At 60.7% G+C, this 23,098-nt stretch carries 22 protein-coding genes; 12 read left to right on the top strand and 10 right to left on the bottom strand.

Annotated elements, in window-relative coordinates:
- Positions 1-258 precede the first annotated feature (258 nt).
- From ACYZT4_RS24340 to exaC, 5 genes are all read right to left on the bottom strand, one after another.
- Positions 259-720, bottom strand: coding sequence for a GNAT family N-acetyltransferase (locus ACYZT4_RS24340; RefSeq protein ID WP_262164079.1), 462 nt, complete (start codon positions 718-720; stop codon positions 259-261).
- A gap of 119 nt (positions 721-839) precedes the next feature.
- A complete protein-coding gene (eutC, locus tag ACYZT4_RS24345) occupies positions 840-1,676 on the bottom strand; it encodes an ethanolamine ammonia-lyase subunit EutC (RefSeq protein ID WP_461983377.1) in 837 nt (278 codons plus the stop codon).
- The gene (locus tag ACYZT4_RS24350; protein WP_461983379.1) at positions 1,673-3,067 is read right to left on the bottom strand and encodes an ethanolamine ammonia-lyase subunit EutB; all 1,395 of its coding nucleotides are present in this window, start codon (positions 3,065-3,067) and stop codon (positions 1,673-1,675) included. Before ACYZT4_RS24350 ends, eutC begins: the two co-directional genes overlap by 4 nt.
- Positions 3,068-3,263: 196 nt before the next feature.
- Positions 3,264-4,634 carry an ethanolamine permease gene (eat, locus tag ACYZT4_RS24355; RefSeq protein WP_461983381.1) on the bottom strand — a complete coding sequence of 457 codons (1,371 nt, stop codon included), beginning with the start codon at positions 4,632-4,634 and terminating at the stop codon, positions 3,264-3,266.
- A 211-nt stretch (positions 4,635-4,845) separates the two neighbouring features.
- A complete protein-coding gene (gene exaC / locus ACYZT4_RS24360; protein ID WP_461983382.1) occupies positions 4,846-6,366 on the bottom strand; it encodes an acetaldehyde dehydrogenase ExaC in 1,521 nt (506 codons plus the stop codon).
- 300 nt (positions 6,367-6,666) lie between these two features.
- Between exaC and ACYZT4_RS24365 the strand changes: the two genes are divergently transcribed.
- The 4 genes from ACYZT4_RS24365 to ACYZT4_RS24380 all read left to right on the top strand — a co-directional run bounded on the left by ACYZT4_RS24365 (position 6,667) and on the right by ACYZT4_RS24380 (position 10,927).
- Entirely contained in the window at positions 6,667-8,583 is a 1,917-nt protein-coding gene (locus tag ACYZT4_RS24365; RefSeq protein ID WP_461983384.1) for a sigma-54-dependent Fis family transcriptional regulator, read from the top strand.
- A gap of 88 nt (positions 8,584-8,671) precedes the next feature.
- Complete coding sequence (mpl, locus tag ACYZT4_RS24370) at positions 8,672-10,021, top strand: UDP-N-acetylmuramate:L-alanyl-gamma-D-glutamyl-meso-diaminopimelate ligase (RefSeq protein WP_461983386.1); 1,350 nt, start codon at positions 8,672-8,674, stop codon at positions 10,019-10,021.
- Positions 10,018-10,650 carry a flavin prenyltransferase UbiX gene (gene ubiX / locus ACYZT4_RS24375; protein ID WP_461983388.1) on the top strand — a complete coding sequence of 211 codons (633 nt, stop codon included), beginning with the start codon at positions 10,018-10,020 and terminating at the stop codon, positions 10,648-10,650. The genes mpl and ubiX overlap by 4 nt, the downstream gene beginning before the upstream one ends.
- Complete coding sequence (locus tag ACYZT4_RS24380; RefSeq protein ID WP_461983389.1) at positions 10,643-10,927, top strand: YceK/YidQ family lipoprotein; 285 nt, start codon at positions 10,643-10,645, stop codon at positions 10,925-10,927. The genes ubiX and ACYZT4_RS24380 overlap by 8 nt, the downstream gene beginning before the upstream one ends.
- A 44-nt stretch (positions 10,928-10,971) precedes the next feature.
- Here the strand turns inward: ACYZT4_RS24380 and ACYZT4_RS24385 are convergent, their stop codons facing one another.
- From ACYZT4_RS24385 to ACYZT4_RS24395, 3 genes are all read right to left on the bottom strand, one after another.
- The gene (locus tag ACYZT4_RS24385) at positions 10,972-11,613 is read right to left on the bottom strand and encodes an oxidoreductase (protein ID WP_461983391.1); all 642 of its coding nucleotides are present in this window, start codon (positions 11,611-11,613) and stop codon (positions 10,972-10,974) included.
- A 27-nt stretch (positions 11,614-11,640) separates the two neighbouring features.
- Positions 11,641-13,359, bottom strand: coding sequence for a C13 family peptidase (locus tag ACYZT4_RS24390; RefSeq protein WP_461983393.1), 1,719 nt, complete (start codon positions 13,357-13,359; stop codon positions 11,641-11,643).
- Positions 13,360-13,471: 112 nt separating this feature from the next.
- The gene (locus tag ACYZT4_RS24395; RefSeq protein ID WP_461983394.1) at positions 13,472-13,927 is read right to left on the bottom strand and encodes a MaoC family dehydratase; all 456 of its coding nucleotides are present in this window, start codon (positions 13,925-13,927) and stop codon (positions 13,472-13,474) included.
- 179 nt (positions 13,928-14,106) lie between these two features.
- On the opposite strand from ACYZT4_RS24395, the gene ACYZT4_RS24400 reads away from it, so the two are divergent.
- Genes ACYZT4_RS24400 through ACYZT4_RS24410 form a run of 3 tightly spaced genes read left to right on the top strand, consistent with a single transcriptional unit; the run spans position 14,107 to position 15,783 of the window.
- Positions 14,107-14,469: a CidA/LrgA family protein gene (locus ACYZT4_RS24400; RefSeq protein WP_461983396.1), complete on the top strand. Its 363-nt coding sequence runs from the start codon at positions 14,107-14,109 to the stop codon at positions 14,467-14,469.
- On the top strand, positions 14,466-15,182 hold the full coding sequence (locus tag ACYZT4_RS24405; protein ID WP_461983398.1) for an LrgB family protein: 717 nt from the start codon (positions 14,466-14,468) through the stop codon (positions 15,180-15,182). Before ACYZT4_RS24400 ends, ACYZT4_RS24405 begins: the two co-directional genes overlap by 4 nt.
- Before the next feature lie 10 nt (positions 15,183-15,192).
- Positions 15,193-15,783, top strand: coding sequence for an LON peptidase substrate-binding domain-containing protein (locus tag ACYZT4_RS24410; protein ID WP_461983400.1), 591 nt, complete (start codon positions 15,193-15,195; stop codon positions 15,781-15,783).
- Here ACYZT4_RS24410 and ACYZT4_RS24415 read toward each other — a convergent pair whose 3' ends face one another.
- Entirely contained in the window at positions 15,784-17,100 is a 1,317-nt protein-coding gene (locus ACYZT4_RS24415; protein WP_461983402.1) for a bifunctional DedA family/phosphatase PAP2 family protein, read from the bottom strand.
- Between the two features lie 187 nt (positions 17,101-17,287).
- A complete protein-coding gene (locus ACYZT4_RS24420) occupies positions 17,288-17,986 on the bottom strand; it encodes a DNA-3-methyladenine glycosylase (protein WP_461983404.1) in 699 nt (232 codons plus the stop codon).
- A 189-nt stretch (positions 17,987-18,175) separates the two neighbouring features.
- Here ACYZT4_RS24420 and ACYZT4_RS24425 point away from each other — a divergent pair, with 189 nt between their 5' ends.
- The 5 genes from ACYZT4_RS24425 (at position 18,176) to mrdA (ending at position 23,087) form a co-directional block, all read left to right on the top strand.
- Complete coding sequence (locus ACYZT4_RS24425; protein WP_461983406.1) at positions 18,176-19,447, top strand: glutamate-5-semialdehyde dehydrogenase; 1,272 nt, start codon at positions 18,176-18,178, stop codon at positions 19,445-19,447.
- A 46-nt stretch (positions 19,448-19,493) separates the two neighbouring features.
- Positions 19,494-20,138, top strand: a complete 645-nt coding sequence (nadD, locus tag ACYZT4_RS24430) for a nicotinate-nucleotide adenylyltransferase (protein WP_185753195.1) — start codon at positions 19,494-19,496, stop codon at positions 20,136-20,138.
- Between the two features lie 72 nt (positions 20,139-20,210).
- Positions 20,211-20,705: a ribosome silencing factor gene (gene rsfS / locus ACYZT4_RS24435; RefSeq protein ID WP_461953072.1), complete on the top strand. Its 495-nt coding sequence runs from the start codon at positions 20,211-20,213 to the stop codon at positions 20,703-20,705.
- Between the two features lie 9 nt (positions 20,706-20,714).
- Positions 20,715-21,182, top strand: a complete 468-nt coding sequence (gene rlmH, locus ACYZT4_RS24440) for a 23S rRNA (pseudouridine(1915)-N(3))-methyltransferase RlmH (protein WP_007937439.1) — start codon at positions 20,715-20,717, stop codon at positions 21,180-21,182.
- A gap of 9 nt (positions 21,183-21,191) precedes the next feature.
- A complete protein-coding gene (gene mrdA, locus ACYZT4_RS24445; protein WP_461983408.1) occupies positions 21,192-23,087 on the top strand; it encodes a penicillin-binding protein 2 in 1,896 nt (631 codons plus the stop codon).
- Positions 23,088-23,098: the final 11 nt, after the last annotated feature.

The raw sequence follows: 23,098 nt of genomic DNA on the forward strand, positions 1-23,098 counted from the left end.
TTTCTTACAAGCCGGAAAGGTCGGCATTATACGGGCTCAAAAGTGAAAAGCGCGTCGAGTTTGTAGCGGGGGGTGTCGCAAAAGACCGGCGGCGCGGTGTGCTTTTCTGTCTTTCTGTGTAGGAGCGAGCTTGCTCCGAGCGGCGCTCCGACGATGGATGAGAGAGCGCCATGGGCTGTCAGGCTTCCCGCATTATCGTTGACGACCATCGCGAGCGATCGAGCGTCGACCGGCTGCTCCTACAGGAAATCGGTGCGATCAAAGCTCATCGCTGATCGGCAGCACGTAGTTCTTGAACTCGGTGTCTTCCTTGAATCCGATGGATTCGTAGGTTTTCTGCGCGATTTCGTTGTGGCTGCTGGTGGATACGCGCATGCGCACGGCATTGGTTTCCTTGGCCATTTTTTTCGCGGTGCGCATCAGGTTGTCCGCCACCAACTGACGGCGGGCGTCTTCAGCGACATAGATGTCGTTGAGAATCCACACGCGTTTAAGCGACAGCGAGGAAAAGCTCGGGTACAGCTGACAGAAACCCATCAGTCTGTTGTTGTCGTCATCGGCGAGGGCCAGGTAGATCACGGATTCCTTGCGCCGCAGGCGTTTCTCAAGGAAGGCCCGGGACGAGTCCGGATACGGCAGGGAACCATAAAACTCGCGATATTTGACGAACAACGGGGTCAGCAGGTCCAGGTGTTCGAGGGTCGCTTGAATAATCCGCATCGGTAGGTCTCGTCTTCAAGTGGCTGTCTTCACATGCTCTGACGGCGAACGGTTCTCACTCGGGCAGCCGTGATTCGATCCTGCCTGAAACAGGATGCGGAACGCAATGCGGAAACGGTTCAGGCATCCGGCGCGCTCAGTAGGAAATTACCTTTGATGCCCGCACCTGCGTCCGACTCCAGCGTGTGAACCTGTGCTTCGTCCTTCAGATTGACCCCCGACAACTGCCGGCGACAGGCTTCACGCATCAAGTACAGCAAGCGGTGCACAGCCATCCCGTAACTCAAACCTTCCAGCCGCACGTTGGAGATGCAGTTGCGGTAGGCATCGGTCAGCCCGATCTTGGGATTGTAGGTGAAATATAATCCCAGGCTGTCTGGGGAGCTGAGGCCAGGGCGCTCGCCGATCAGGATCACCACCATTTTGGCGCCCAGCAATTCGCCGATCTCGTCGCTCACTGCGACTCGGCCCTGTTCTACCAGAATAACCGGCGCAACCGTCCAGCCATCGACTTCGATCTGCTCGCGCATGCGTGCAAGAAAGGGCTCTGTATGACGGTGCACAGCGAGTGCCGATAAACCATCGGCCACGACGATCACCAGATCCACGCCGCCGGGATAGGCCGCGGCATGGTTGCGCAGGATTTGCGCCGACTCATCGCTCAATTTCCGCCCCAGGTCGGGGCGCTGCAAGTAACTGTCCCGGTGGGTGGCTGCGCTGTGCAGGAGCACACTTTCGTATCCGCATTCGGCCATTTGAGCGCGGAGCCCGGCGTGATCGAAGGGCAGATGCACAGCGTCCCGGGCCTGAGCGTGGGCGTATTGGAAATCCAGCTGCGCGCGGGTGGGCATGCTGGTGCCGCTGCGGCCCAAGGCAATTCGCGCCGGGGTCAGGCGCCGCAGTTCCAGCAGTGGATTTCCTGAATCAACAGACGGTTTATCCCAATCGTCACTCATCCCAGTTGCCCCATCGCCTGGCGGAAAGCTGGCGGCAAATTGTCGCCAAAATGAATCTTGCCACCGGCCTGAGTGAAGATGCCCATTCTGGCCAGCCACTGCTCGAACTCCGGCGCGGGCTTCAGGCCCAGGGTTTGCCGGGCGTAGAGCGCGTCATGGAACGAAGTGGTCTGGTAGTTGAGCATGATGTCGTCAGAACCGGGAATGCCCATGATGAAGTTGATCCCGGCTACGCCGAGCAGCGTCAGCAGGGTGTCCATGTCGTCCTGGTCGGCTTCGGCGTGGTTGGTGTAACAGATGTCGCAACCCATCGGCACGCCCAGCAGCTTGCCGCAGAAGTGGTCTTCGAGGCCGGCGCGGATGATCTGTTTGCCGTTGTAGAGGTATTCCGGGCCAATAAATCCTACGACGGTGTTCACCAAGAACGGTTTGAAATGTCGCGCGACGGCGTAGGCGCGGGTTTCGCAGGTCTGCTGATCGATGCCGTGGTGTGCGTTCGCCGACAGGGCACTGCCCTGACCGGTTTCGAAATACATCAGGTTCTGCCCCAGCGTGCCGCGATTCAGGCTTAAACCGGCGTCGTAGCCTTCCTGCAACACGTTCAGGTTAATGCCGAAACTGGCGTTGGCAGCTTCGGTGCCGGCGATTGACTGAAACACAAGGTCCAGCGGAACACCGCGATTGATCGCTTCGATGGACGTGGTGACGTGGGTCAACACGCAAGCCTGCGTAGGAATTTCGTAGCGCTGGATGATGGCATCGAGCATTTCCAGCATCGCGCAGATCGAGGCGATGCTGTCGGTGGCCGGGTTGATGCCGATCATTGCGTCGCCGTTGCCGTACAGCAGCCCGTCGAGAATGCTCGCAGCGATGCCGGCCGGTTCGTCGGTGGGATGGTTGGGTTGCAGGCGCGTGGACATGCGCCCGCGCAGGCCCATGGTGCCGCGGAATTGCGTGACCACGCGGATTTTCTGCGCCACCAGCACCAGGTCCTGCACGCGCATAATTTTCGACACGGCGGCGGCCATTTCCGGTGTCAGGCCGGGGGCGAGGGCGCGCAGGCTCTGTTCGTCGGCAGCATCGCTGAGCAGCCAGTCGCGGAAGCCGCCGACAGTCAGGTGGCTGACCGCGGCGAAGGCCTGTTTATCGTGGGTGTCGACGATCAGTCGGGTGACTTCATCGTCCTCGTAGGGAATCAGCATTTCCTGCAGGAAATGGGAAAGCGGGATGTCAGCCAGGGCCATTTGCGCGGCGACGCGTTCGCCATCATTGAGGGCGGCGACGCCGGCCAGAAAATCCCCGGAGCGCGCTGGACTGGCCTTGGCCATCACCTCTTTGAGGCTGGCGAAGCGGTAGGTCTGGGCGCCGATGGAATGGGCAAATGTGGCCATGCGGTCCTCCTGGTCAAATCAATAACTCAAATACACCACCAAACCCCTGTAGGAGTGAGCCTGCTCGCGATAGTCGTGTGTCAGACCACATCAACGCAGCTGACACACTGCTATCGCGAGCCGGCTCACTCCTACACGTGCGGGGTGTGCACTTCAATATGGCAGGCGCCGGTAATCAGCCCGGCGCCGGTGCAACTCAAACGCCTTCGAGCATTGCATCCGCCGGCGCGTCGGAACGCTGCTTGGCGGTCAGTTGGAAGTACAGATAACCCGCCGCCATGAAACCGAGGAACACACAGCCAATCAGCGTGTTGAACCACGCCATCGCCACCAGGCACACCACCGCCAGGAACAGCGCGATCCCCGGGACAATCGGGTAACCCGGCGCACGGAAACTGCGCTCCAGGTTTGGCTCGGTTTTACGCAGTTTGAACAGGCTCAGCATACTGATGATGTACATCACAATGGCACCGAATACCGACATGGTGATCATCGCCGCCGTCAGGGTCATGCCTTGCAGGTTGATCAGGCCGTCGCTGTAGATCGCCGCGATACCGATCACACCACCGGCCAGAATCGCGCGGTGCGGCGTCTGGAAACGCGACAGTTTGGCCAGTGAACGAGGCAGGTAACCGGCCCGGGCGAGGGCGAAGAACTGGCGCGAGTAACCGAGAATAATGCCGTGGAAACTCGCCACCAGGCCGAACAGGCCGATCCAGACGAGCATGTGCATCCAGCTCGAATTGTTGCCGACCACGGCTTTCATTGCCTGAGGCAACGGGTCGTTGATGTTCGACAATTGACGCCAGTCGCCCACGCCGCCCGCCATCACCATCACCCCGATCGCAAGGAACACCAGGGTCAGAATGCCGCTGACGTACGCCTTGGGAATCGTCCGTTTCGGGTCTTTGGCTTCTTCAGCTGCCATCGCCGCGCCTTCAATGGCGAGGAAAAACCAGATCGCAAAGGGAATCGCCGCAAAGATGCCGGGAATCGAGGCTACCGTGAATTCATTGGCGCCTGACCAGCCGTTGAGCACGAAGTTACTGAAGCTGAAGCCCGGCGCAACCACGCCCATGAACACCAGCAGTTCGGCGACGGCCAGCACGGTGACCACTAGTTCGAAAGTGGCGGCGATGCTGACGCCGAGGATGTTCAGGCCCATGAAAATGAAATAAGCGCCGACTGCGGCAAGCTTGGGGTCAAGCTCCGGGTATTGCACGTTCAGGTAAGCGCCAATCGCCATGGCAATCGCCGGCGGTGCAAAGACGAATTCGATCAGGGTGGCGATGCCGGCGATCAATCCGCCCTTTTCGCCAAAAGCCCGTCGGCTATACGCAAACGGCCCGCCAGCGTGAGGAATAGCGGTGGTCAATTCGGTGAAACTGAAGATGAAACAGGTGTACATCGTCGCCACCATCAGTGCGGTGACGAGGAACCCCAGGGTACCTGCGGTGCCCCAGCCGTAACTCCAGCCGAAGTATTCGCCGGAAATCACCAGGCCGACGGCAATGCCCCATAGATGCAGGGTGCCGAGTGTGGGTTTGAGCTGTGTGGAAGAAGTCATAAGTCCTCGCTGTCTTTTTTATTGTTTGATGGAGTGGACTGTCGGGAACTGCATTTTCGTGTAAAGCGGGCACGCAAAGCCCGTGCCAGAGCAGCAGGGCGATGGTTTGTTGTGAATTTGAGGGCGCTATCGCCAGCAAGCGGGCTCCTACGGGCTGATCCTGGAGGAGCCTGCTTGCTGGCGAAGGCCGTTTACGCGGTATTGCGCCGGGTTAGAAGAACCCCAGCGGATTGATGTCGTAGCTCACCAGCAGGTTTTTGATCTGCTGATAGTGATCCAGCATCATTTTGTGGGTTTCACGGCCGACGCCGGATTTTTTGTAACCGCCGAACGCGGCATGCGCCGGGTACAGGTGGTAGCAGTTGGTCCAGACACGACCGGCCTTGATGGCGCGGCCCATGCGGTAGGCGCGATTGATATCGCGAGTCCAGAGGCCGGCGCCGAGGCCAAACTCAGTGTCGTTGGCGATGGCCAAAGCTTCGGCTTCGTCCTTGAACGTGGTGATGCTCACCACCGGGCCAAAGATTTCTTCCTGGAACACGCGCATTTTGTTGGTGCCCTTGAGCAGGGTCGGCTGGATGTAATACCCGGTTGCCAGGTTGCCCTCGAGTTTTTCAATCTTGCCGCCGGTCAACAGCTCGGCGCCTTCGCCCTTGGCGATTTCCAGGTACGAAAGGATTTTGTCGAATTGCTGCTCGGACGCCTGGGCGCCGACCATGGTGTCGGTGTCCAGCGGGTCGCCGCGTTTGATCGACAGGACTTTTTTCATGACTACTTTCATGAAGTCATCGTAGATCGATTCCTGAACCAGCGCGCGGGACGGGCAGGTGCAGACTTCGCCCTGGTTGAAGAACGCCAGCACCAGGCCTTCAGCGGCTTTTTCGATGAAGGTTTCTTCGGCTTGCATGATGTCGGCGAAGAAGATGTTCGGTGACTTGCCACCCAGCTCCACGGTGGACGGAATAATGTTTTCGGCGGCGGCGTGCATGATGTGGGAGCCCACCGGGGTCGAGCCGGTGAAGGCAATCTTGGCGATGCGCTTGCTGGTGGCCAGGGCTTCGCCGGCTTCTTTGCCGAACCCTTGCACCACGTTGAGGACGCCGGGTGGCAGCAGGTCGCCGATCAACTCCATCAGCACCGTGATGCCCAGCGGTGTCTGTTCGGCAGGCTTGAGCACTACGCAGTTACCCGCCGCCAGCGCCGGGGCGAGTTTCCAGGCGGCCATCAGGATCGGGAAGTTCCACGGGATGATCTGGCCGACCACGCCCAGCGGTTCGTGGATGTGATAGGCCACGGTATTGCCATCGATCTCGGCAGCGCTGCCTTCCTGGGCGCGGATGCAGCCGGCGAAGTAACGGAAGTGGTCAGCGGCCAGCGGGATATCGGCGTTGAGGGTTTCGCGTACGGCTTTGCCGTTGTCCCAGGATTCGGTGATGGCCAGCAGTTCCAGGTTCTGCTCGATGCGGTCGGCGATTTTCAGCAGCACCAGCGAACGCGCCTGGGCGGACGTAGCGCCCCAGGCATCGGCCGCGGCGTGCGCAGCGTCCAGGGCCTTATCGATGTCTTCGGCGGTGGAGCGGGGGAATTCGGCAATCGGTTGGCCATTGACTGGCGAGGTGTTGGTGAAGTACTGACCTTTGACAGGCGCGACGAACTCGCCGCCGATGTAGTTACCGTATTTGCTCTTGAACGAAACGATAGCGCCTTCAGTACCGGGGTGAGCGTAACGCATGGTGATTTCTCCTTGGCTTTTGTGCTTATAGGGGAGAGCGCATGTGCGCATGCTCTAAGCGTAGAGCAAAGGCTGGGCCACTGCCTTGCAGGCCAGGCAAATCAAGGCCTTGCGCGGGTTTAGTCGGACGGGCGGATGGCGTCTGTGACGCTTTCGGTACAGCCTGCGTGACACTTTGTACCGCTTGTGACGCAGCGTATGACGGGCCGGTCGGGCCAGCATTGCAATGCTGGCCCGGCTGGAGGATGCTCGGGCATCACCTCAGTACGGGTCGCCGAGCCCCGGGGAGAATAATAAGAAATGCACGACAACCATTTGAGTCGCCATGCCCAGCAAGTGCTGACCGTGACCCAGGGCAAATCCCACCTGCACGGGCCTGGCAGCGATCCGTCCATCGCACGTTCCTGGCTGCGTTGTCTCGAGGATTATCATCTCGACCCGGCGCTGACCATGGCGCCGACGGTGCTTGAACATGGCCGCGTCCTCGAAAGCCGCGAGCGTTTGCAGCAAGTGCTGCATATCGCCGGCAATGAAATGAACAGCCTGCATCAGCAACTCTCCGGCGCCGGCCACGCGGTGCTGTTGACCGATGCGCGCGGGGTGATCCTCAATTGCGTCACCGCTCCTGCCGAACGGAAGATTTTCGAGCGCGCCGGCCTTTGGCTCGGTGCCGACTGGAGCGAAGCCTGCGAAGGCACCAATGGCATCGGCACCTGCCTGGTGGAGCGTCAGTCGCTGACCATTCACCAGGACGAACACTTTCGTGGCCGCCACACCGGCCTGACCTGCTCGGCGAGCCCGGTGTTCGATCCACATGGCGAACTATTGGCGGTGCTCGACGTGTCGTCTGCGCGGCATGAGGTCTCGCGCCAGAGCCAATTCCACACCATGGCGCTGGTCAATCTGTCGGCGAAGATGATCGAGAGTTGCTATTTCCTGCGTTATTTCGACAATCAATGGCTGCTGCGCTTTCACCTGCAGGCCGAATCCGTCGGGTTGTTCAGCGAAGGGTTGCTGGCGTTCGACGGGGAAGGGCGAATCTGCGCGGTCAACCAGAGTGCCCTCAATCTGTTGGGGCATGTTCGCGGCGGGCTGCTGGGCAAAATGGTCGAGGCGTTTTTCGATTGTTCGCTGGACGAGTTGTTGGGCCGCGCGAGTGTCAATGCCAGCGCCAGTTGGCCGTTACGGACCCATGATGGGCGCAGTCTGTTTGCGGTGTTGCGGGGGCAGTCGCGCAGCATTCCAGTACCGGTGGTGCAAAGTCCTGTGGTTGCCGAGCGTTCGCGTCTGTCGGGCATTTGCCTGGGTGACGAGGGGCTGCAGGAAGACTTCCGCAAGTCCTTGCGCGTCTTCGAACGGGATGTGCCGCTGCTGATCAACGGCGAAACCGGCTCTGGTAAAGAGGCTTTCGCCAAAGCCGTGCACCAATCCAGCCAGCGCGCGGAAAAAACATTCGTCGCGCTCAATTGCGCAGCCATCCCCGAAAGCCTGATCGAGAGTGAGCTGTTCGGTTATCGCGGCGGCAGTTTCACCGGCGCGCGCAAGGAAGGCATGCGCGGCAAGTTGCAGCAGGCCGATGGTGGCACGTTGTTTCTCGATGAAATCGGCGACATGCCGCTCGCGCTGCAAACCCGGCTATTAAGAGTGCTGGAAGATCGGCAAGTGGTGCCGATTGGCGGCGAGCCGGAACCGGTCAACGTGCGGATCATCAGCGCTACGCACCGTAATTTGCTGAAGCGGGTGCAGGACGGCAGCTTTCGCGAAGATTTGTACTACCGGCTCAACGGCCTGGAAATCGCCTTGCCGGCGTTGCGCGAGCGCAGTGACAAATCCCAGCTGCTCGATTTTTTGCTCGCGGAAGAAGCGGGCGGGGAGTCGATATTGATCGATGAGCCTGCACGCCAGGCTTTGTTAGGGTTTGCCTGGCCGGGGAATGTGCGGCAGCTGCGCAACGTGCTGCGTACGTTGGCGGCGTTGTGCGACGGCGGACGGATCTGTCTGGAAGATTTGCCGGTGATGATTCGGCAGGCAAGGCCGGCGGTTGCCGTGTTGCCGGTGGAGGAAGCTTCCGCGCATCCGCTGGAAGATGCCGAGCGGCTGGCGTTGCTCAATGCGCTGGAGCAGACCCGTTGGCATATGACCCATACCGCTGAGCAACTGGGCGTCAGCCGCAATACCCTCTACAGAAAGCTACGTAAACACGGGATCGCCCGGTAAGTGCAATCCAACCTGCGGCCAACAACAAACAAAGGTGCGATTTTCGCCTCCCTACGCTAACCTGCGGCCATGTTTTACGAGGTCGACTATGCACATTCATATTCTTGGTATCTGCGGCACTTTCATGGGTTCGATGGCGGTTCTGGCCAAAGAACTGGGCCATCACGTGACCGGCTCCGATGCCAACGTCTATCCACCGATGAGCACTCAGCTTGAAGCTCAAGGCATCCAGTTGACTCAGGGTTACGACCCGGCTCAGCTCGATCCGGCACCGGACCTTGTGGTGATCGGCAACGCCATGTCCCGCGGCAACCCGGCGGTGGAATATGTGCTGAACAAAGGCCTGCCGTACGTTTCCGGCCCGCAATGGCTGGCCGACCACGTGTTGCGAGGTCGCTGGGTGCTGGCCGTCGCAGGCACGCACGGCAAAACCACCACCAGCAGCATGCTTGCCTGGGTGCTGGAGCATGCCGGCATGAGCCCGGGTTTCCTGATCGGCGGCGTACCGCAGAATTTCTCCGTGTCAGCACGTCTTGGCGGCACGCCGTTTTTCGTGATCGAAGCCGATGAGTACGACAGTGCGTTTTTCGACAAGCGCTCCAAATTCGTTCACTACGGCCCGCGCACGGCAATCCTGAACAACCTGGAATACGATCACGCCGACATCTTCCCCGATCTGCCGGCCATCGAGCGGCAATTTCATCATTTGGTGCGCACGATCCCGAGCGAAGGCCTGGTGATCCATCCGACTACCGAACCGGCTTTGCAGCGGGTGATCGAGATGGGCTGCTGGACCCCGGTGCAAACCACCGGCACCGGCGGACAGTGGCAGGTCAAGCTGCTCAGTGAAGACGGTTCGAAGTTCGAAGTGATGTTCGAAGGCGTCGCGCAAGGCGTAGTCGAGTGGGACATGACCGGTCAGCACAACGTCGCTAACGCCTTGGCTACATTGGCCGCGGCACGGCACGTCGGTGTGGTGCCGTCCCTGGGCATCGCCGCATTGAGTGCGTTCAAAAGCGTGAAGCGCCGGATGGAAAAAGTCGCGGAAGTGCGCGGCATCACCATTTACGACGACTTCGCCCACCATCCGACGGCCATCGCCACGACCCTCGACGGCCTGCGTAAACGCATTGGCGACGCGCCGTTGATTGCGGTCATCGAGCCGCGCTCCAACTCGATGAAGCTAGGCGCTCACCGTGAGGGTCTGCCGGAAAGTGTGGTCGATGCCGATCAAGTGATCTGGTACGCACCGGCCAACCTCGGCTGGGATCTGGGCGCCACCGCGGCGTTGTGCACGGTGCCGTCGATTGTCAGCGACTCGTTGGAAGGCATCATCGCGCGCGTGAAGAGCCAGGCTCAACCCGGCACTCATGTGGTGATCATGAGCAACGGCGGCTTCGGCGGCCTGCACGGCAAACTGGCCGAGGCGCTGCAATGAACAACGGCCCGGAACGCATCACGCTGGCGATGACCGGCGCTTCGGGCGCCCAGTACGGTTTACGCCTGCTGGACTGCCTGATCCGCGAAGACCGCGAGGTGCACTTCCTGATCTCCAAGGCTGCGCAACTGGTGATGGCCACCGAGACCGACGTCACGTTGCCACCGAAAACCCAGATGATGCAGGCCTTCCTCACCGAATACACCGGCGCCGCTGCCGGGCAGATTCGGGTGTATGGCAAGGAAGACTGGATGTCGCCCGTAGCCTCCGGTTCCGGCGCGCCCGCGGCGATGGTGGTGGTGCCGTGTTCCACCGGGACTTTGTCGGCGATCGCCACCGGCGCCTGCAACAACCTGATCGAACGCGCTGCCGACGTCACGTTGAAAGAGCGCCGCCAGTTGATTCTGGTGCCACGCGAAGCGCCATATTCGAGCATTCATCTGGAGCACATGTTGAAGTTGTCGAACATGGGCGTGACGATTTTACCGGCGTCGCCGGGCTTTTATCATCAGCCGCAAACCATCGATGACCTGATTGACTTCGTGGTGGCGCGGATTCTCAACTTGCTGAACATCCCGCAAGACATGCTGCCGCGCTGGGGCGAACAGCATCTGAACAGCGATGAATAAGCTGCTGGTTGTGGTGCTGGCGCTGCAACTCGCAGGCTGCGCTACGGCGCGCACGCTCGATGCCGCCAAGCCCGGGGCGCCGGTGGTGTACTCGGGGACACGGCTGGATTTGTACGCGTTAAATGGTGGTTGCTGTGCGAAGGACCGGTTTGGTGCGGAGGCACCGGGTTATCCGGGGGTTGACCTGCCGGGCAGTGCGTTGCTGGATACGCTGCTATTGCCATTGTCACTGCTGACGGTGATCGGCGTGAGTTTTCAGGCGACGGGTGGTTTGTAGCGCTTTGATCGTTCCCACGCAGCGTGGGAACGATCTGCGCAGTTTTATTTGCCTAACTTGCGCAACTCATCCGACTCAATCACCCGCACCCCATCCTGTTCTTCCAACGCCAGCCTCCACATTGCCCGGGCGAGCTGACAGGCTTCTATGCCGCGATACTTGCCGGGGATCAATCGGGATAACGGTCCGACGAATTGCTCGACCGTGCGCGGCTCAAGCCGCTCGCCCAGCAGGAATGAAGGTCGGCAAATGGTCAACTGTGGCCAGTCCTGCGCACGCAACGCGTATTCCATCTCGCCTTTGACCCGGTTGTAGAAAATCGAGGACCTGCGGTCGGCGCCCAAGGCACTGATCACGATCAGGTGCCGCGCGCCCATTTCCCGGGCTCGCTTGGCGAAGGCCACTACCATGTCCAGGTCGACGGCGCGGAACGCCTCTTCCGAACCAGCCTGTTTGATCGTGGTGCCGAGGCAACAGTAAGCGATGTCGACACGACCGTTCAGTTGCGGCAGAAACGCCGTCGGATCGCCGACCGGGTTTTCCAGGTGCGGGTGCTCAGCCAGTGGCCGGCGTGAGGGGGCCAAAACCCTCGAGATAGTGGGCTCGTTAAGCAGGCGATCAAGCAAGTGCTCACCGGTCAAACCGGTGGCTCCGGCAAGCAATACGTGCTGAGGCGTCAAGTACATAGTGTTTCTCCCTTGATACTGTTCAGCTTAGTTGCTCTTTGCATCCTTGTTGTCAATGGAGACACTTTGTAGTGCTTTTCGTGCCTGCTGTTTGCGTAGCAGCTGCCAGTGCGAGAGGACGGTTTTCGGGGCCCAAATCTGCGGTTCAGAAGCTTCGAAGCTGTCCGCCAGCTCGCGTTCAGCGACGGTGGCCTTGGCCAGTTTGAAGGCTTGTTCCAGATCGTCGGTCTGGTTCAGGGCCTGGGCGAACAGCGCGTCGCCGAAGTAGGTGAAGTTGGCTTCTTCCGAACAGCCGAAGGACACACGGTCGGTGCGCGAGGCGGTCATGATCAGGGTGCGCTCGTCCTTGAGGGCGGGGATGAAGCCGCCGGAGTAGCACGAAGAAATCACAATGATCTTGTCGCGATTTTTCAGCGGTGCGAGCACGGCCGCCAGTTCGGCAGCCGGCAGGTCCGACAGCTCCATGCGCGGCTGGTCGAGTACCAGTTCGTGTTCGCTGGTGCCGTGACTGGTCAGGTAGATGAAAATCAAATCTTCCGGGCCGCTGCGTTCGGCCAAGGTCTGCGCGGCGCGGCGCAGGTTTTCCCGGGTGGCCATTGGTCGGTCGACAAGATGATCGCGATGGTTCACCAGGCGAATCTGGCCAAATGCACCGAAGCGGCTGCTGAGCATGTTGCTGACGTAATCGGATTCGCGCAGGAACACGCTCTGCTTGCCGTCACCGCCGAGGGTCAGGGTGTACAGCTCGATCGCCGGGGTCGAAGCCCGCACATTGGCCAGTGCGTCTTCGAGCAAGCGGCCCTGGGCCAGCAAGCCGAGTTCGAGGCTGTCGGGCAGCAACTTGCCGTCAGCATCGCGCACGCGTTGGCCATTGACCCACGTGCCGCTTTGCACCGTGCCATCAGTGAGTACCAGTGTGCCGTGGCCCTGATAGCTGTCGCCGTCGAACTGGCCGATATAGAAGCTGCCGTCGGGCAGGTTCAGCCGGCCCTGACCGGTAAAGCGCCAGTCGCTGAACTGGCCGATGTAATGGCTGCCGTCGGCGCCGATCAGCTCGCCCTTGCCGTTCAGCGAACCTTCCTTGAACTGGCCGAGCCAGACATCGCCGTCGGCGTTTTCGTAGCGGCCCTTGCCGTGCAGCTGGTTGTTCTTGAAGCCGCCGACGTAGATGTCGCCCTCGGCGCTGTTGAAGGTCCCGTTGCCTTCCAGCTGACCGTCCTTGAACTGCCCGGTGAACTGATTGCCGCTGGCGTCACCGCGCTGGCCTTCGCCGTTGGGCTTGCCATGGGCGAACTGGCCTTGGTACGAGCTGCCGTCATCAAGTTCCAGACGGCCGAGCCCGGAATATTGATCGGCCTTGAATTCGCCGCGGTAAGTCATGCCGTTTTCTTTGAGGGTGCCTTCGCCTTCGCGCCGACCCGCCTTGAAGCCGCCGGTGTAACTGCTGCCGTTGGTGGTCAGCGTGCCCTGGCCGTCGAACAGGCCCAGGTTGAAATTGCCGCGATACACTTCGCCGTTGCTGCCGTGCCATTCGCCTTGGCCATGCCATTGACCCTTGTCGAAACTGCCGGCGTACCAGCTGCCGTTCGGGTAATCGATGCGGCCCTGGCCTTGCAGCAAACCGTTGACCAGGTCACCGCGATAGCGTCCGCCGTCCGGCAGTCGGGCATCAGGGGACAACAGCGATTCGCCGTCACCGCACGCGGTGAGCATCAGGGTCAGAGCGATGAGTGCAAATGAGCGCATAGCGGGATCCGGGCAATTAGGCGACCGAGTATGCCGCAGCTCCATGACCTTATATAGAGAGAACCACTGAGAGGTCGCGAAACAGCCAGCGCTGCTTCGCATTCGGGAGGAATTATACGAAGCAGAGCGACAACGGCTCGGCGATATAGGCCGGTTTTTCCGAACCTTCGATCTCCAGCGTAGCGGTCGCTTTAAGTAACCACTGGCCAGGTTTCTTCTCGGTGACTTCGGTCAGGTCGACCTTCAGGCGCACTTTCGAATTGACCTTGACCGGCTGAATGAACCGCACGCTGTCGAGGCCGTAATTGACCACCATCTTCAAGCCTTCTGGCAGGATGAGGATGTTTTCCATCAGTTTGGGGATCAGCGACAGTGACAGGAAACCGTGGGCAATGGTGCTGCCAAATGGCGTCTGCGCGGCTTTGACCGGGTCGACGTGGATGAACTGATAGTCCCCTGTGGCTTCGGCGAACAGGTTGATGCGCTCCTGATCGATGGTAAGCCAATCGGAACGTCCAAGTTCCTTGCCGACATAATCTTTGAGCTCTGCAACAGGAACATAGGGCATTGAGACTCTCCTTGGGTTCATCGGTTTTATAGTTTTAAGTAGGGGATTTCACTCCCGGATTACCACTTTAGATCAACATGGCAAATTGCTCCGGTCAACCGACCATGCTTTTGGCGAATGCCGGTCTATAGCGCTGACATGCTTATAATGCCGGGCGCGAATTTGCGGGGAGAGGACGGATGTTGTTACGTGGCCTGACCTGGCTGGTGTTGTTCCAATTGCTGGGCACAGCCCTCAATCATTTGTTTGTACCTGTGTTGCCCGGGCCAATCATCGGCCTGCTGCTTCTGCTGGTGTTCCTGATCAGCCGTGGTCAGGTCGGTGAACCGTTGAATGTCGCCGCCAGCAGTCTGCTGCGCTACCTGCCGTTGCTGCTGGTGCCGCCGGCCGTGGGCGTGATGGTCTACGCCAAGGACATCGCTGCGGATTTCTGGGCGATCGTCGGCGCGCTTGTGTTATCGCTGCTGCTGTCCATGGCGTTCGCCGGAGTGCTGATGCAGCGCATGGTCAAGCGCCACACGCACCGTGAGGACTCGCAATGACGTTTGACTGGCAAGGCGCGTGGGCCTCGGTGATTCATCATCCGCTGTTCGGCATCGGCATAACCCTCGGCGCTTATCAGCTGGTGCTGGCGGCGTTCGAGAAAACCCGCTGGATTTTTCTGCAACCGGTGCTGGTCTCCATGTTGTTGGTCATTGGTGTATTGGTCGGCTGCGGCCTGACGTACGCCGAATACCGCAAGAGCACCGAGATCCTCAGCATTCTGCTCGGCCCCGCGACAGTTGCGCTGGCGGTGCCGCTTTACCTTAATCTGCGGCGGATCCGGCAGTTGTTCTGGCCGATATTTACTACGCTGGTGATAGGCGGCGTTGTCGCCACGGGCATGGGCGTGTTGCTCGGCTGGTCGTTCGGCGCCGAACACATGATCCTGATGACCATGGCGCCGAAGTCGGTGACCTCGCCGATTGCCATGCTGGTGGCCGAACAGATTGGTGGCGTCGCAGCGCTGGCGGCGGTATTTGTGTTGATCACCGGCGTGATCGGGGCGATTTTCGGACCGAGCCTGTTGACCCGCCTGGGTGTCCACAGTCCCGAGGCGCGCGGCATGGCGCTGGGCATGACTGCTCACGCGGTCGGCACGGCGGTGGCGATGCAGGAAAGTGAAGAGTGCGGCGCGTTCGCGGCGCTGGCGATGAGTCTGATGGGCGTGGCCACGGCGGTGTTCCTGCCGTTGGCGGTTTCGATGGTGGTGTAAGGAAATGTTTATGAACTTGCCGCTTTTCCCGCTGAACACGGTGTTGTTTCCCGGCTGCATCCTCGACTTGCAGATCTTCGAGGCGCGCTACCTGGACATGATCAGCCGCTGCATGAAACAGGGCGGCGGCTTTGGCGTGGTGTGCATCCTCGACGGTGAAGAAGTCGGCATCGCCCCGGCGGGTTATGCGCTGGTCGGCTGTGAAGCGCTGATCACCGATTTCAAGCAGCAGGACAACGGTCTGCTGGGTATTCGGGTGCAGGGTGGCCGGCGTTTTCATGTGTTGCGCACCGAGGTTCAGCGCGATCACCTGACCCTCGCCGACGTCGAGTGGCTGGAAGACGAGCCCGAGCAACCGCTGCAGGATGAGGACGCCGACCTCGTCGCACTGCTCAAGGCCCTGGCCGAGCATCCGATGGTCGAAGCGTTGAACATGGGCACCGAAGCCACCGGCCAGCAGTCGTTGGCCAATCAGCTGGCGTACCTGTTGCCGTTCGCCGAGGTGGACAAGATCGACTTGCTGCAACTCGACGATCCGCAGCAGCGACTGGATGCGATTCAGGCGCTGCTGGATGAGTTGCAGGGCGAGTTGTTTGCCTGATCAGTAGGCGTATCTCAACATCGCATGCGGCAAATGTCGCAGCGCGAAGAAACCGAACAGCGCCACCATTGCCGGCAATATCAGCCACCAGGCTTTCGGCGGCAGGGCATTGAGTGGCGTCTGACGCTGACTCAACCACAGGCTCGCCGCACACACGCACGCGGCCAGCATCGCGCCGGCCAGCACGTCCGTTGGCCAATGCGCGCCGAGGTAGACACGCGACAAGGCAATCGCCAACGCCGGCAGGCATCCCAGCAGCAACCACGTCAGGCGCATCCGCGGCGGTTGTCCGCGCCCGGCGAGGACGGCGAGGGTCAAAAACAGCGCGAAAGCCCCGGAGGCATGGCCACTGGGCATGCTGTAGCTAGTCAGTGGGTCGCTGAGAACCTCCGGGCGTACGCGGGCGAAAAACTGTTTGGTGAACGTGTTGCCAAGTGCGGTGACGAGCAGCGTGCCGCCGGCGAAAATCGCCTGTCGCCATTGACGCGTCAGCAGCAGCAAAACGGTCAGCAGGGTGCTGAATAGCAGCATGTTGCGGAATTCGCCGATCAGCGTGAAGGTCACGGCGACTTCATCGAGCATCGGGCTGCGGTGCTCCTGCACCAGGGCCATCACGCCCTGATCAAGCGCGGTCAGGTGCGGGTAACCGATAAACAGTCCCGCCAGAATCAGAAAACTCAGGCCGGCAATCAGCACCGTTGCCTTGCGATGGCGGCGCAGGCTGCTGGTCACGCTTAAGCCGACCATCACCGCGATGCTGCCCGCGACGATCCCCGCTTCCGGCCAGAAACCTTCCGGCAGTGGCAAACGAATCGCCGCACCGGTGGCCCAGCCGGGCAGCAGATAGGCGACGCTCCAGCCGGCGGCAGCCAGCAGGCTGACGGCGACGAAGCGCGGGAAGGGCATGTCGAACATTCCGGCAACCATCGGCAGCATCGGCCGCAACGGTCCGATAAAGCGTCCGACCAGCAGGCTGGCGATGCCGTAGCGCTGGAAGTAGGCCTCGGCGCTGCCGATCCATTCCGGGTGATGGCGCAGGCCAGGCAGGCGCCGGATATTCTGATGGAAATGTCGTCCGATGAAGTAGGAAACGACATCGCCGAGCACGCCAGCGAGGAATCCCAGCAGCAGTGTTTCGCTCAACGACAACGCACCGCTGCCGGCCAGCACGGCGACGGCAAACAGCAGGACCGTGCCGGGAACGATCAATCCGGCAATCGCCAGGCACTCCACGAATGCCACGATGATTACTGCCGCGGCCAGCCACTGCGGGTTGGCCGCCAGCCATCCGGTCACGCTATCGAGCCATGGGCCCATAAAAACAACTCCCTCGAATGTCTAAAATCGCCCGCCATGAGCGAACACAACCTGCACAACACAACCGAACCCCTGTAGGAGCGAGCCTGCTCGCGATGTACTTGAGAACGCCGCGTTTATCCAGACAACGCGCGTTATCGTTGGCGACCATCGCGAGCAGGCTCGCTCCTACATGGGGCTCAATTGTTCAAGTCAGCAAAAAATAATCGCAACCTTCGACCTGCCCCCGTCGCAGCGGGTTCCGCGTGCAATACGGCGCGTAAGCTGCATCGACGAAGCGATACATCAGATGTTCATCGCGCCCCTGAGGAATGCCCAGTCGGGTGGTTTGAATAATATGGCCGGGCGTGGCGCCGACATTTTCCACCAGCAACACCTCATGATCGAAGCGCTTGGCGTCCCAGACCGGCACCTTCAAGCCCAGCGCCTTGCACAGCAAGGTTTGCCCGGCGCAGAGTTTCTGCGACGGGCGAGGGCGGCCTTGCGCGTCCGGGTTGTTCAACAGCATCTGCGCGAGACTGGCCGGCCCGCTGATTTCATCGACCCATGGATAAGCGGATTTGATCAAAACCGCGTTACCCGGTCCCTTGGCGCTGAAGTTCAGGGAATCGCCGCCACGGGCGTAGTACATATAGATGTGGCCGCCATCCAGAAACAAAGCCTTACGTTTTTCCGTGTAGCCGAGAGAGGCATGACTGCCTTTTTCTTCAAAGTAATAGGCTTCGGTTTCGATGATTCGAGCGCTGAGCCACAAATCGCCGACCCGATGCCGAATGACTTTGCCGAGTAAATCCCGGGCCAGTGTTTGCGCATCTCGGTCGAAAAAAGCGTCCGCAAGCCCGGTGGGCAGGATCGCAGAAGGTGCACGAACAGTCAGATTGGACATGATGAACGGCGTTTGTCAGGGCTGAATGAGGCGTGATGATAACAATTTGCAGCTTAATCCCGGCTGAACGTCGGCAAATTGCCCTCCATTTCGACCATCCGCCCGTCACCGCTGTTAGTCGAGAGACGCGACAGCTATAATCTGCCGCTTTCCTCTTTACCAAGACCCTAGCCAAGACCACCACAGACAATGACTGAGTCCGTTCTCGACTACATGACCCGCCTGGGTCGCGCTGCCCGCGAAGCGTCGCGCATCATCGGCCGTGCCAGCACTGCGCAAAAAAACCGCGCCTTGCAGGCTGCTGCCAATGCGCTGGACGCCGCGCGTGCCGAGCTGACGGCTGCCAATGAGCGGGATCTGGCGGCGGGTCGTGCCAATGGTCTTGAACCGGCGCTGCTGGAACGGCTGGCGCTGACCCCGGAGCGCATCGACGGCATGATCGTCGGGTTGCGCCAGGTCGCAGCGTTGCCGGACCCGGTGGGTGCCATTCGCGACATGAGCTTTCGTCCGTCAGGGATTCAGGTCGGCAAGATGCGCGTGCCATTGGGCGTGATCGGAATCATCTATGAATCCCGGCCGAACGTGACCATCGACGCCGCCAGCCTGTGCCTCAAGTCGGGCAACGCGACCATCCTGCGTGGCGGGTCCGAGGCCATTCACTCCAATCGTGCGATTGCTGCCTGCATTCAGCGCGGCCTGGCCGAGGCCGATCTGCCGGCGGCCGTCGTACAAGTGGTCGAAACCACCGACCGTGCCGCGGTTGGCGCGCTGATCACCATGCCTGAGTACGTTGACGTCATCGTGCCCCGTGGTGGCCGCGGCCTGATCGAACGGGTCAGCCGTGACGCACGCGTTCCAGTGATCAAGCACCTGGACGGCATCTGCCACGTCTACGTCAGTGAACACGCCGATCTGCCGAAGGCCCAGCGCATCGCCTTCAATGCCAAGACATACCGTTATGGCATCTGCGGCGCAATGGAAACGCTGCTGGTGGATCAATCGGTTGCCAAAGATTTTCTGCCTGCCATGGCTGCCCAGTTTCGCGAAAAAGGCGTCGAGCTGCGGGGTTGCGAGCGCACCCGGGCGACGATTGATGCGGCGCTGGCCACCGAAGATGATTGGCACTCCGAGTATCTGGCGCCAATCTTGTCGATCCGCGTGGTCGACGGGCTGGACCAGGCCATTGAACACATTAATAAGTACGGCTCCCATCACACCGATTCGATCGTCAGCGAAAACCTCGCAGACACCCGGCGTTTCGTTGCGGAAGTCGATTCGTCGTCGGTGATGATCAACACGCCGACGTGCTTCGCCGATGGCTTCGAATACGGATTGGGTGCCGAGATTGGCATTTCTACTGATAAGCTGCACGCCCGTGGCCCGGTGGGCCTCGAGGGCCTGACCTGCGAGAAGTACATCGTGGTCGGTGATGGCCAGTTGCGCGGCCAGGCGTCGGTCTGACTTGAGCGACCTTAATCCGTCGGCCCCGGTAACCACCAGCGAACCTGTGCCTCGACGTATCGGCATGCTGGGCGGGACGTTCGATCCGGTGCACATCGGCCATTTGCGCGGTGCGCTGGAAGTCGCCGAATCACTGGCGCTCGATGAGTTGCGACTGACGCCGAGTGCCAGGCCGCCGCATCGCGGCACGCCGCAGGTGTCGGCGAAGGACCGTCTGGCGATGGTCGAGTGCGCGGTGGCCGGTGTGGCGCCGTTGGTGGTGGACGCCCGCGAATTGCAGCGGGACAAACCGTCCTACACCATTGATACCCTGGAACTGATGCGCGCCGAACTGGCCGCTGAAGACCAGGTTTTTCTGCTTTTGGGCTGGGACGCATTTTGCGGCCTGCCCACTTGGCACCGCTGGGAAGAGTTGCTCCAGCATTGCCACATCCTGGTGTTGCAACGCCCGGATGCCGACAGCGAACCGCCGGATGCCTTGCGCAACCTGCTGGCAGCGCGCTCGGTGAGCGACCCGCTGGCCCTCAAAGGGCCGAGCGGACAGATTGCATTCGTCTGGCAGACGCCGCTCGCGGTATCCGCCACCCAGATCCGTCAACTGCTGGCCAGCGGTAAGTCGGTACGTTTCCTGGTGCCCGACGCGGTCCTGGCCTACATCGATGCGCACGGACTTTACCGTGCGTCGAACTGAAAAAGGGTGCGCTTCAAGTCACGTGAATGCGTGTAGCGAAGTGCCCGAACATACGAGCAAAACGAGTTTTATATGACTGACAAAGACGTAGCTAAAGTTAAGCGCAAAGGCACATTCAAGAGTGCTCCCCTGCCAGTAGAAGCACCAACCGGCCCTGAGCTGGCTGGCGAAGAGCTGGTCAAGGTTGCCGTAGCCGCCCTGGAAGACGTCAAGGCCCAGGACATCCAGGTGATAGACGTTCGTGAAAAACAGAGCATTACTGACTTCATGATCATCGCCACCGGTACGTCCAACCGCCAGATCGGCGCGATGCTGGACAAGGTTCGCGAAGCCGTCAAAGCCCAAGGCGTCAAGCCATTGGGCGAAGAAGGCAAGGGCGACAGCGATTGGGTCCTGCTGGATATGGACGACGTGATCGTGCACATGATGACCGCCTCGGCGCGCCAGTTCTATGACCTGGAACGCCTGTGGGCCGGTGCCGAGCAGAGCCGTTCGGCCAGCGCTGCGCATCACAGCCCGGAAAACACCCATGAGCACTTCACCAAGCTCAACAAAGACCAGCAGTAAGGGACCGCTGTGCGACTGCGACTGATCGCCGTCGGTTCACGCATGCCCAAGTGGGTGGAAGAAGGCTGGCATGAATATGCCAAGCGTCTTCCGTCCGAACTGGCGCTGGAACTGGTGGAAATACCGCTCAACACCCGTGGCAAGAACGCCGACGTGGCGCGCTTCATCCGTCAGGAAGGCGAAGCCATGCTGGCCAAGGTCGGGCCGAACGAGCGCGTAGTCACCCTCGAAGTCCACGGCAAGCCCTGGAGCACCGAGCAGTTGGCGGTCGAACTCGATCGCTGGCGGCTGGACTCGCGCACGGTCAATTTCATGGTCGGCGGTCCCGAAGGGCTGGCGCCGGAAGTCTGTGCCCGGGCCGATCAGCGTTGGTCGTTGTCGCCGTTGACGTTGCCGCACCCGCTGGTGCGGATTCTGATCGGCGAACAGCTGTACCGTGCCTGGACAGTTCTGTCCGGCCACCCTTACCACAAGTAGTTCTGCCTCATGTCCCAGCCGATCCGCATCAAGGACCACGAAAAAGACGCCCGTCTGGTGCGTGGTCGCGTCGTGTTCGGGGCCATTGCGGTCGTCACGCTGATCGCCGTACTGATCGCGCGCCTGTATTTCCTGCAGGTCATTCAGTACGAGTACCACTCGACGCTTTCGGAAAACAACCGCGTCCACGTGCAGCCGATTCCGCCGACCCGTGGGTTGATTTTCGACCGCAATGGCGTGGTGGTCGCCGATAACCGCCCCAGCTTCAGCCTGAGCATGACCCGCGAGCGCTCCGGCGACTGGCAGCAAGTGCTCGACGTGATCGTCGAAGTGCTGGAACTGACGCCCGAGGACCGGGTGATCTTCGAGAAACGCATGCGTCAAGGGCGTCGGCCATTCGAGCCGGTGCCCGTGCTGTTCGAACTGACCGAAGAGCAGATCGCCCGCATCGCCGTGAACCAGTTCCGCCTCCCGGGTGTGGAAGTGGTTGCGCAGTTGGTGCGGCATTACCCGCAGGGCGCGCACTTTGCGCACTCGGTGGGTTACATGGGGCGGATCAACGAAAAAGAGCTGAAGTCCCTCGATCCGGTCAGTTATAGCGGCACCCACCAAATCGGCAAGACCGGCATCGAGCGTTTTTACGAGCCGGAATTACACGGCCAGGTGGGTTACGAAGAAGTCGAAACCAACGCGCGAGGCCGCGTCTTACGCGTGCTCAAGCGCACCGAGCCGATTTCCGGCAAAGACATCGTCCTGAGCCTGGACATCAAATTGCAGGAAGCGGCCGAAGCGGCGCTCGGCGGTCGCCGAGGTGCGGTGGTCGCGCTGGACCCGAAAACCGGCGAAGTGCTGGCGATGGTCAGCCAGCCAAGTTTCGACCCGAACCTGTTTGTGACCGGCATCAGCTTCAAGGCTTATTCCGAGCTGCGCGATTCCATCGATCGGCCCCTGTTCAACCGCGTGCTGCGTGGGCTGTATCCGCCGGGGTCGACCATCAAGCCAGCGGTGGCCATCGCCGGCCTGGATTCGGGCGTGGTCACCGCATCGACCCGGGTCTTCGACCCCGGTTACTACATGCTGCCGAATTACGACCACAAGTACCGCAACTGGAACCGTACCGGCGACGGCTACGTGGACCTGGACACGGCGATCATGCGTTCCAACGACACTTACTTCTATGACCTGGCCCACAAGCTGGGGATCGATCGGTTGTCGACGTATTTGGGCAAGTTCGGGATCGGCCAGAAGGTCTCGCTGGACATGTTCGAAGAATCCCCGGGGCTCATGCCGTCGCGGGAGTGGAAGCGGGCAACCCGTCGTCAGGCGTGGTTCCCGGGCGAGACGCTGATTCTGGGGATCGGCCAGGGCTACATGCAGTCGACGCCGTTGCAACTGGCCCAGGCCACCGCGCTGGTGGCGAACAAAGGCGTGTGGAACCGTCCGCACCTGGCGAAGACGGTTGAAGGCGAAAGGCCCAAGGATGAAAACCCGATGCCGGACATCATCCTGCGCGACCCGTCCGACTGGACCAAGGTCAACCACGGGATGCAGCAAGTGATGCACGGCGCCCGCGGTACCGCGCGCAAGGCAGCGATTGGCGCGCAATACCGGATTGCCGGCAAAAGTGGTACGGCCCAGGTGGTCGCGATCAAGCAGGGCGAGAAGTACGACCGCTCCAAGGTTCAGGAACGGCATCGTGACCACGCCTTGTTCGTCGGCTTCGCGCCGGCCGACAATCCGCAAATCGTGGTGGCAGTGATGGTCGAGAACGGCGAGTCTGGTTCCGGTGTCGCCGCGCCGGTCGTACGTCAAATCATGGACGCCTGGCTCCTGGACCAGGACGGTCGACTGAAAGCCGAATACGCCAGCCCTATCAGTGCGGAGGCTACGGCCCGTGATGAATAATTTTGATCGCA

Source organism: Pseudomonas sp. GB2N2 (assembly GCF_054897705.1).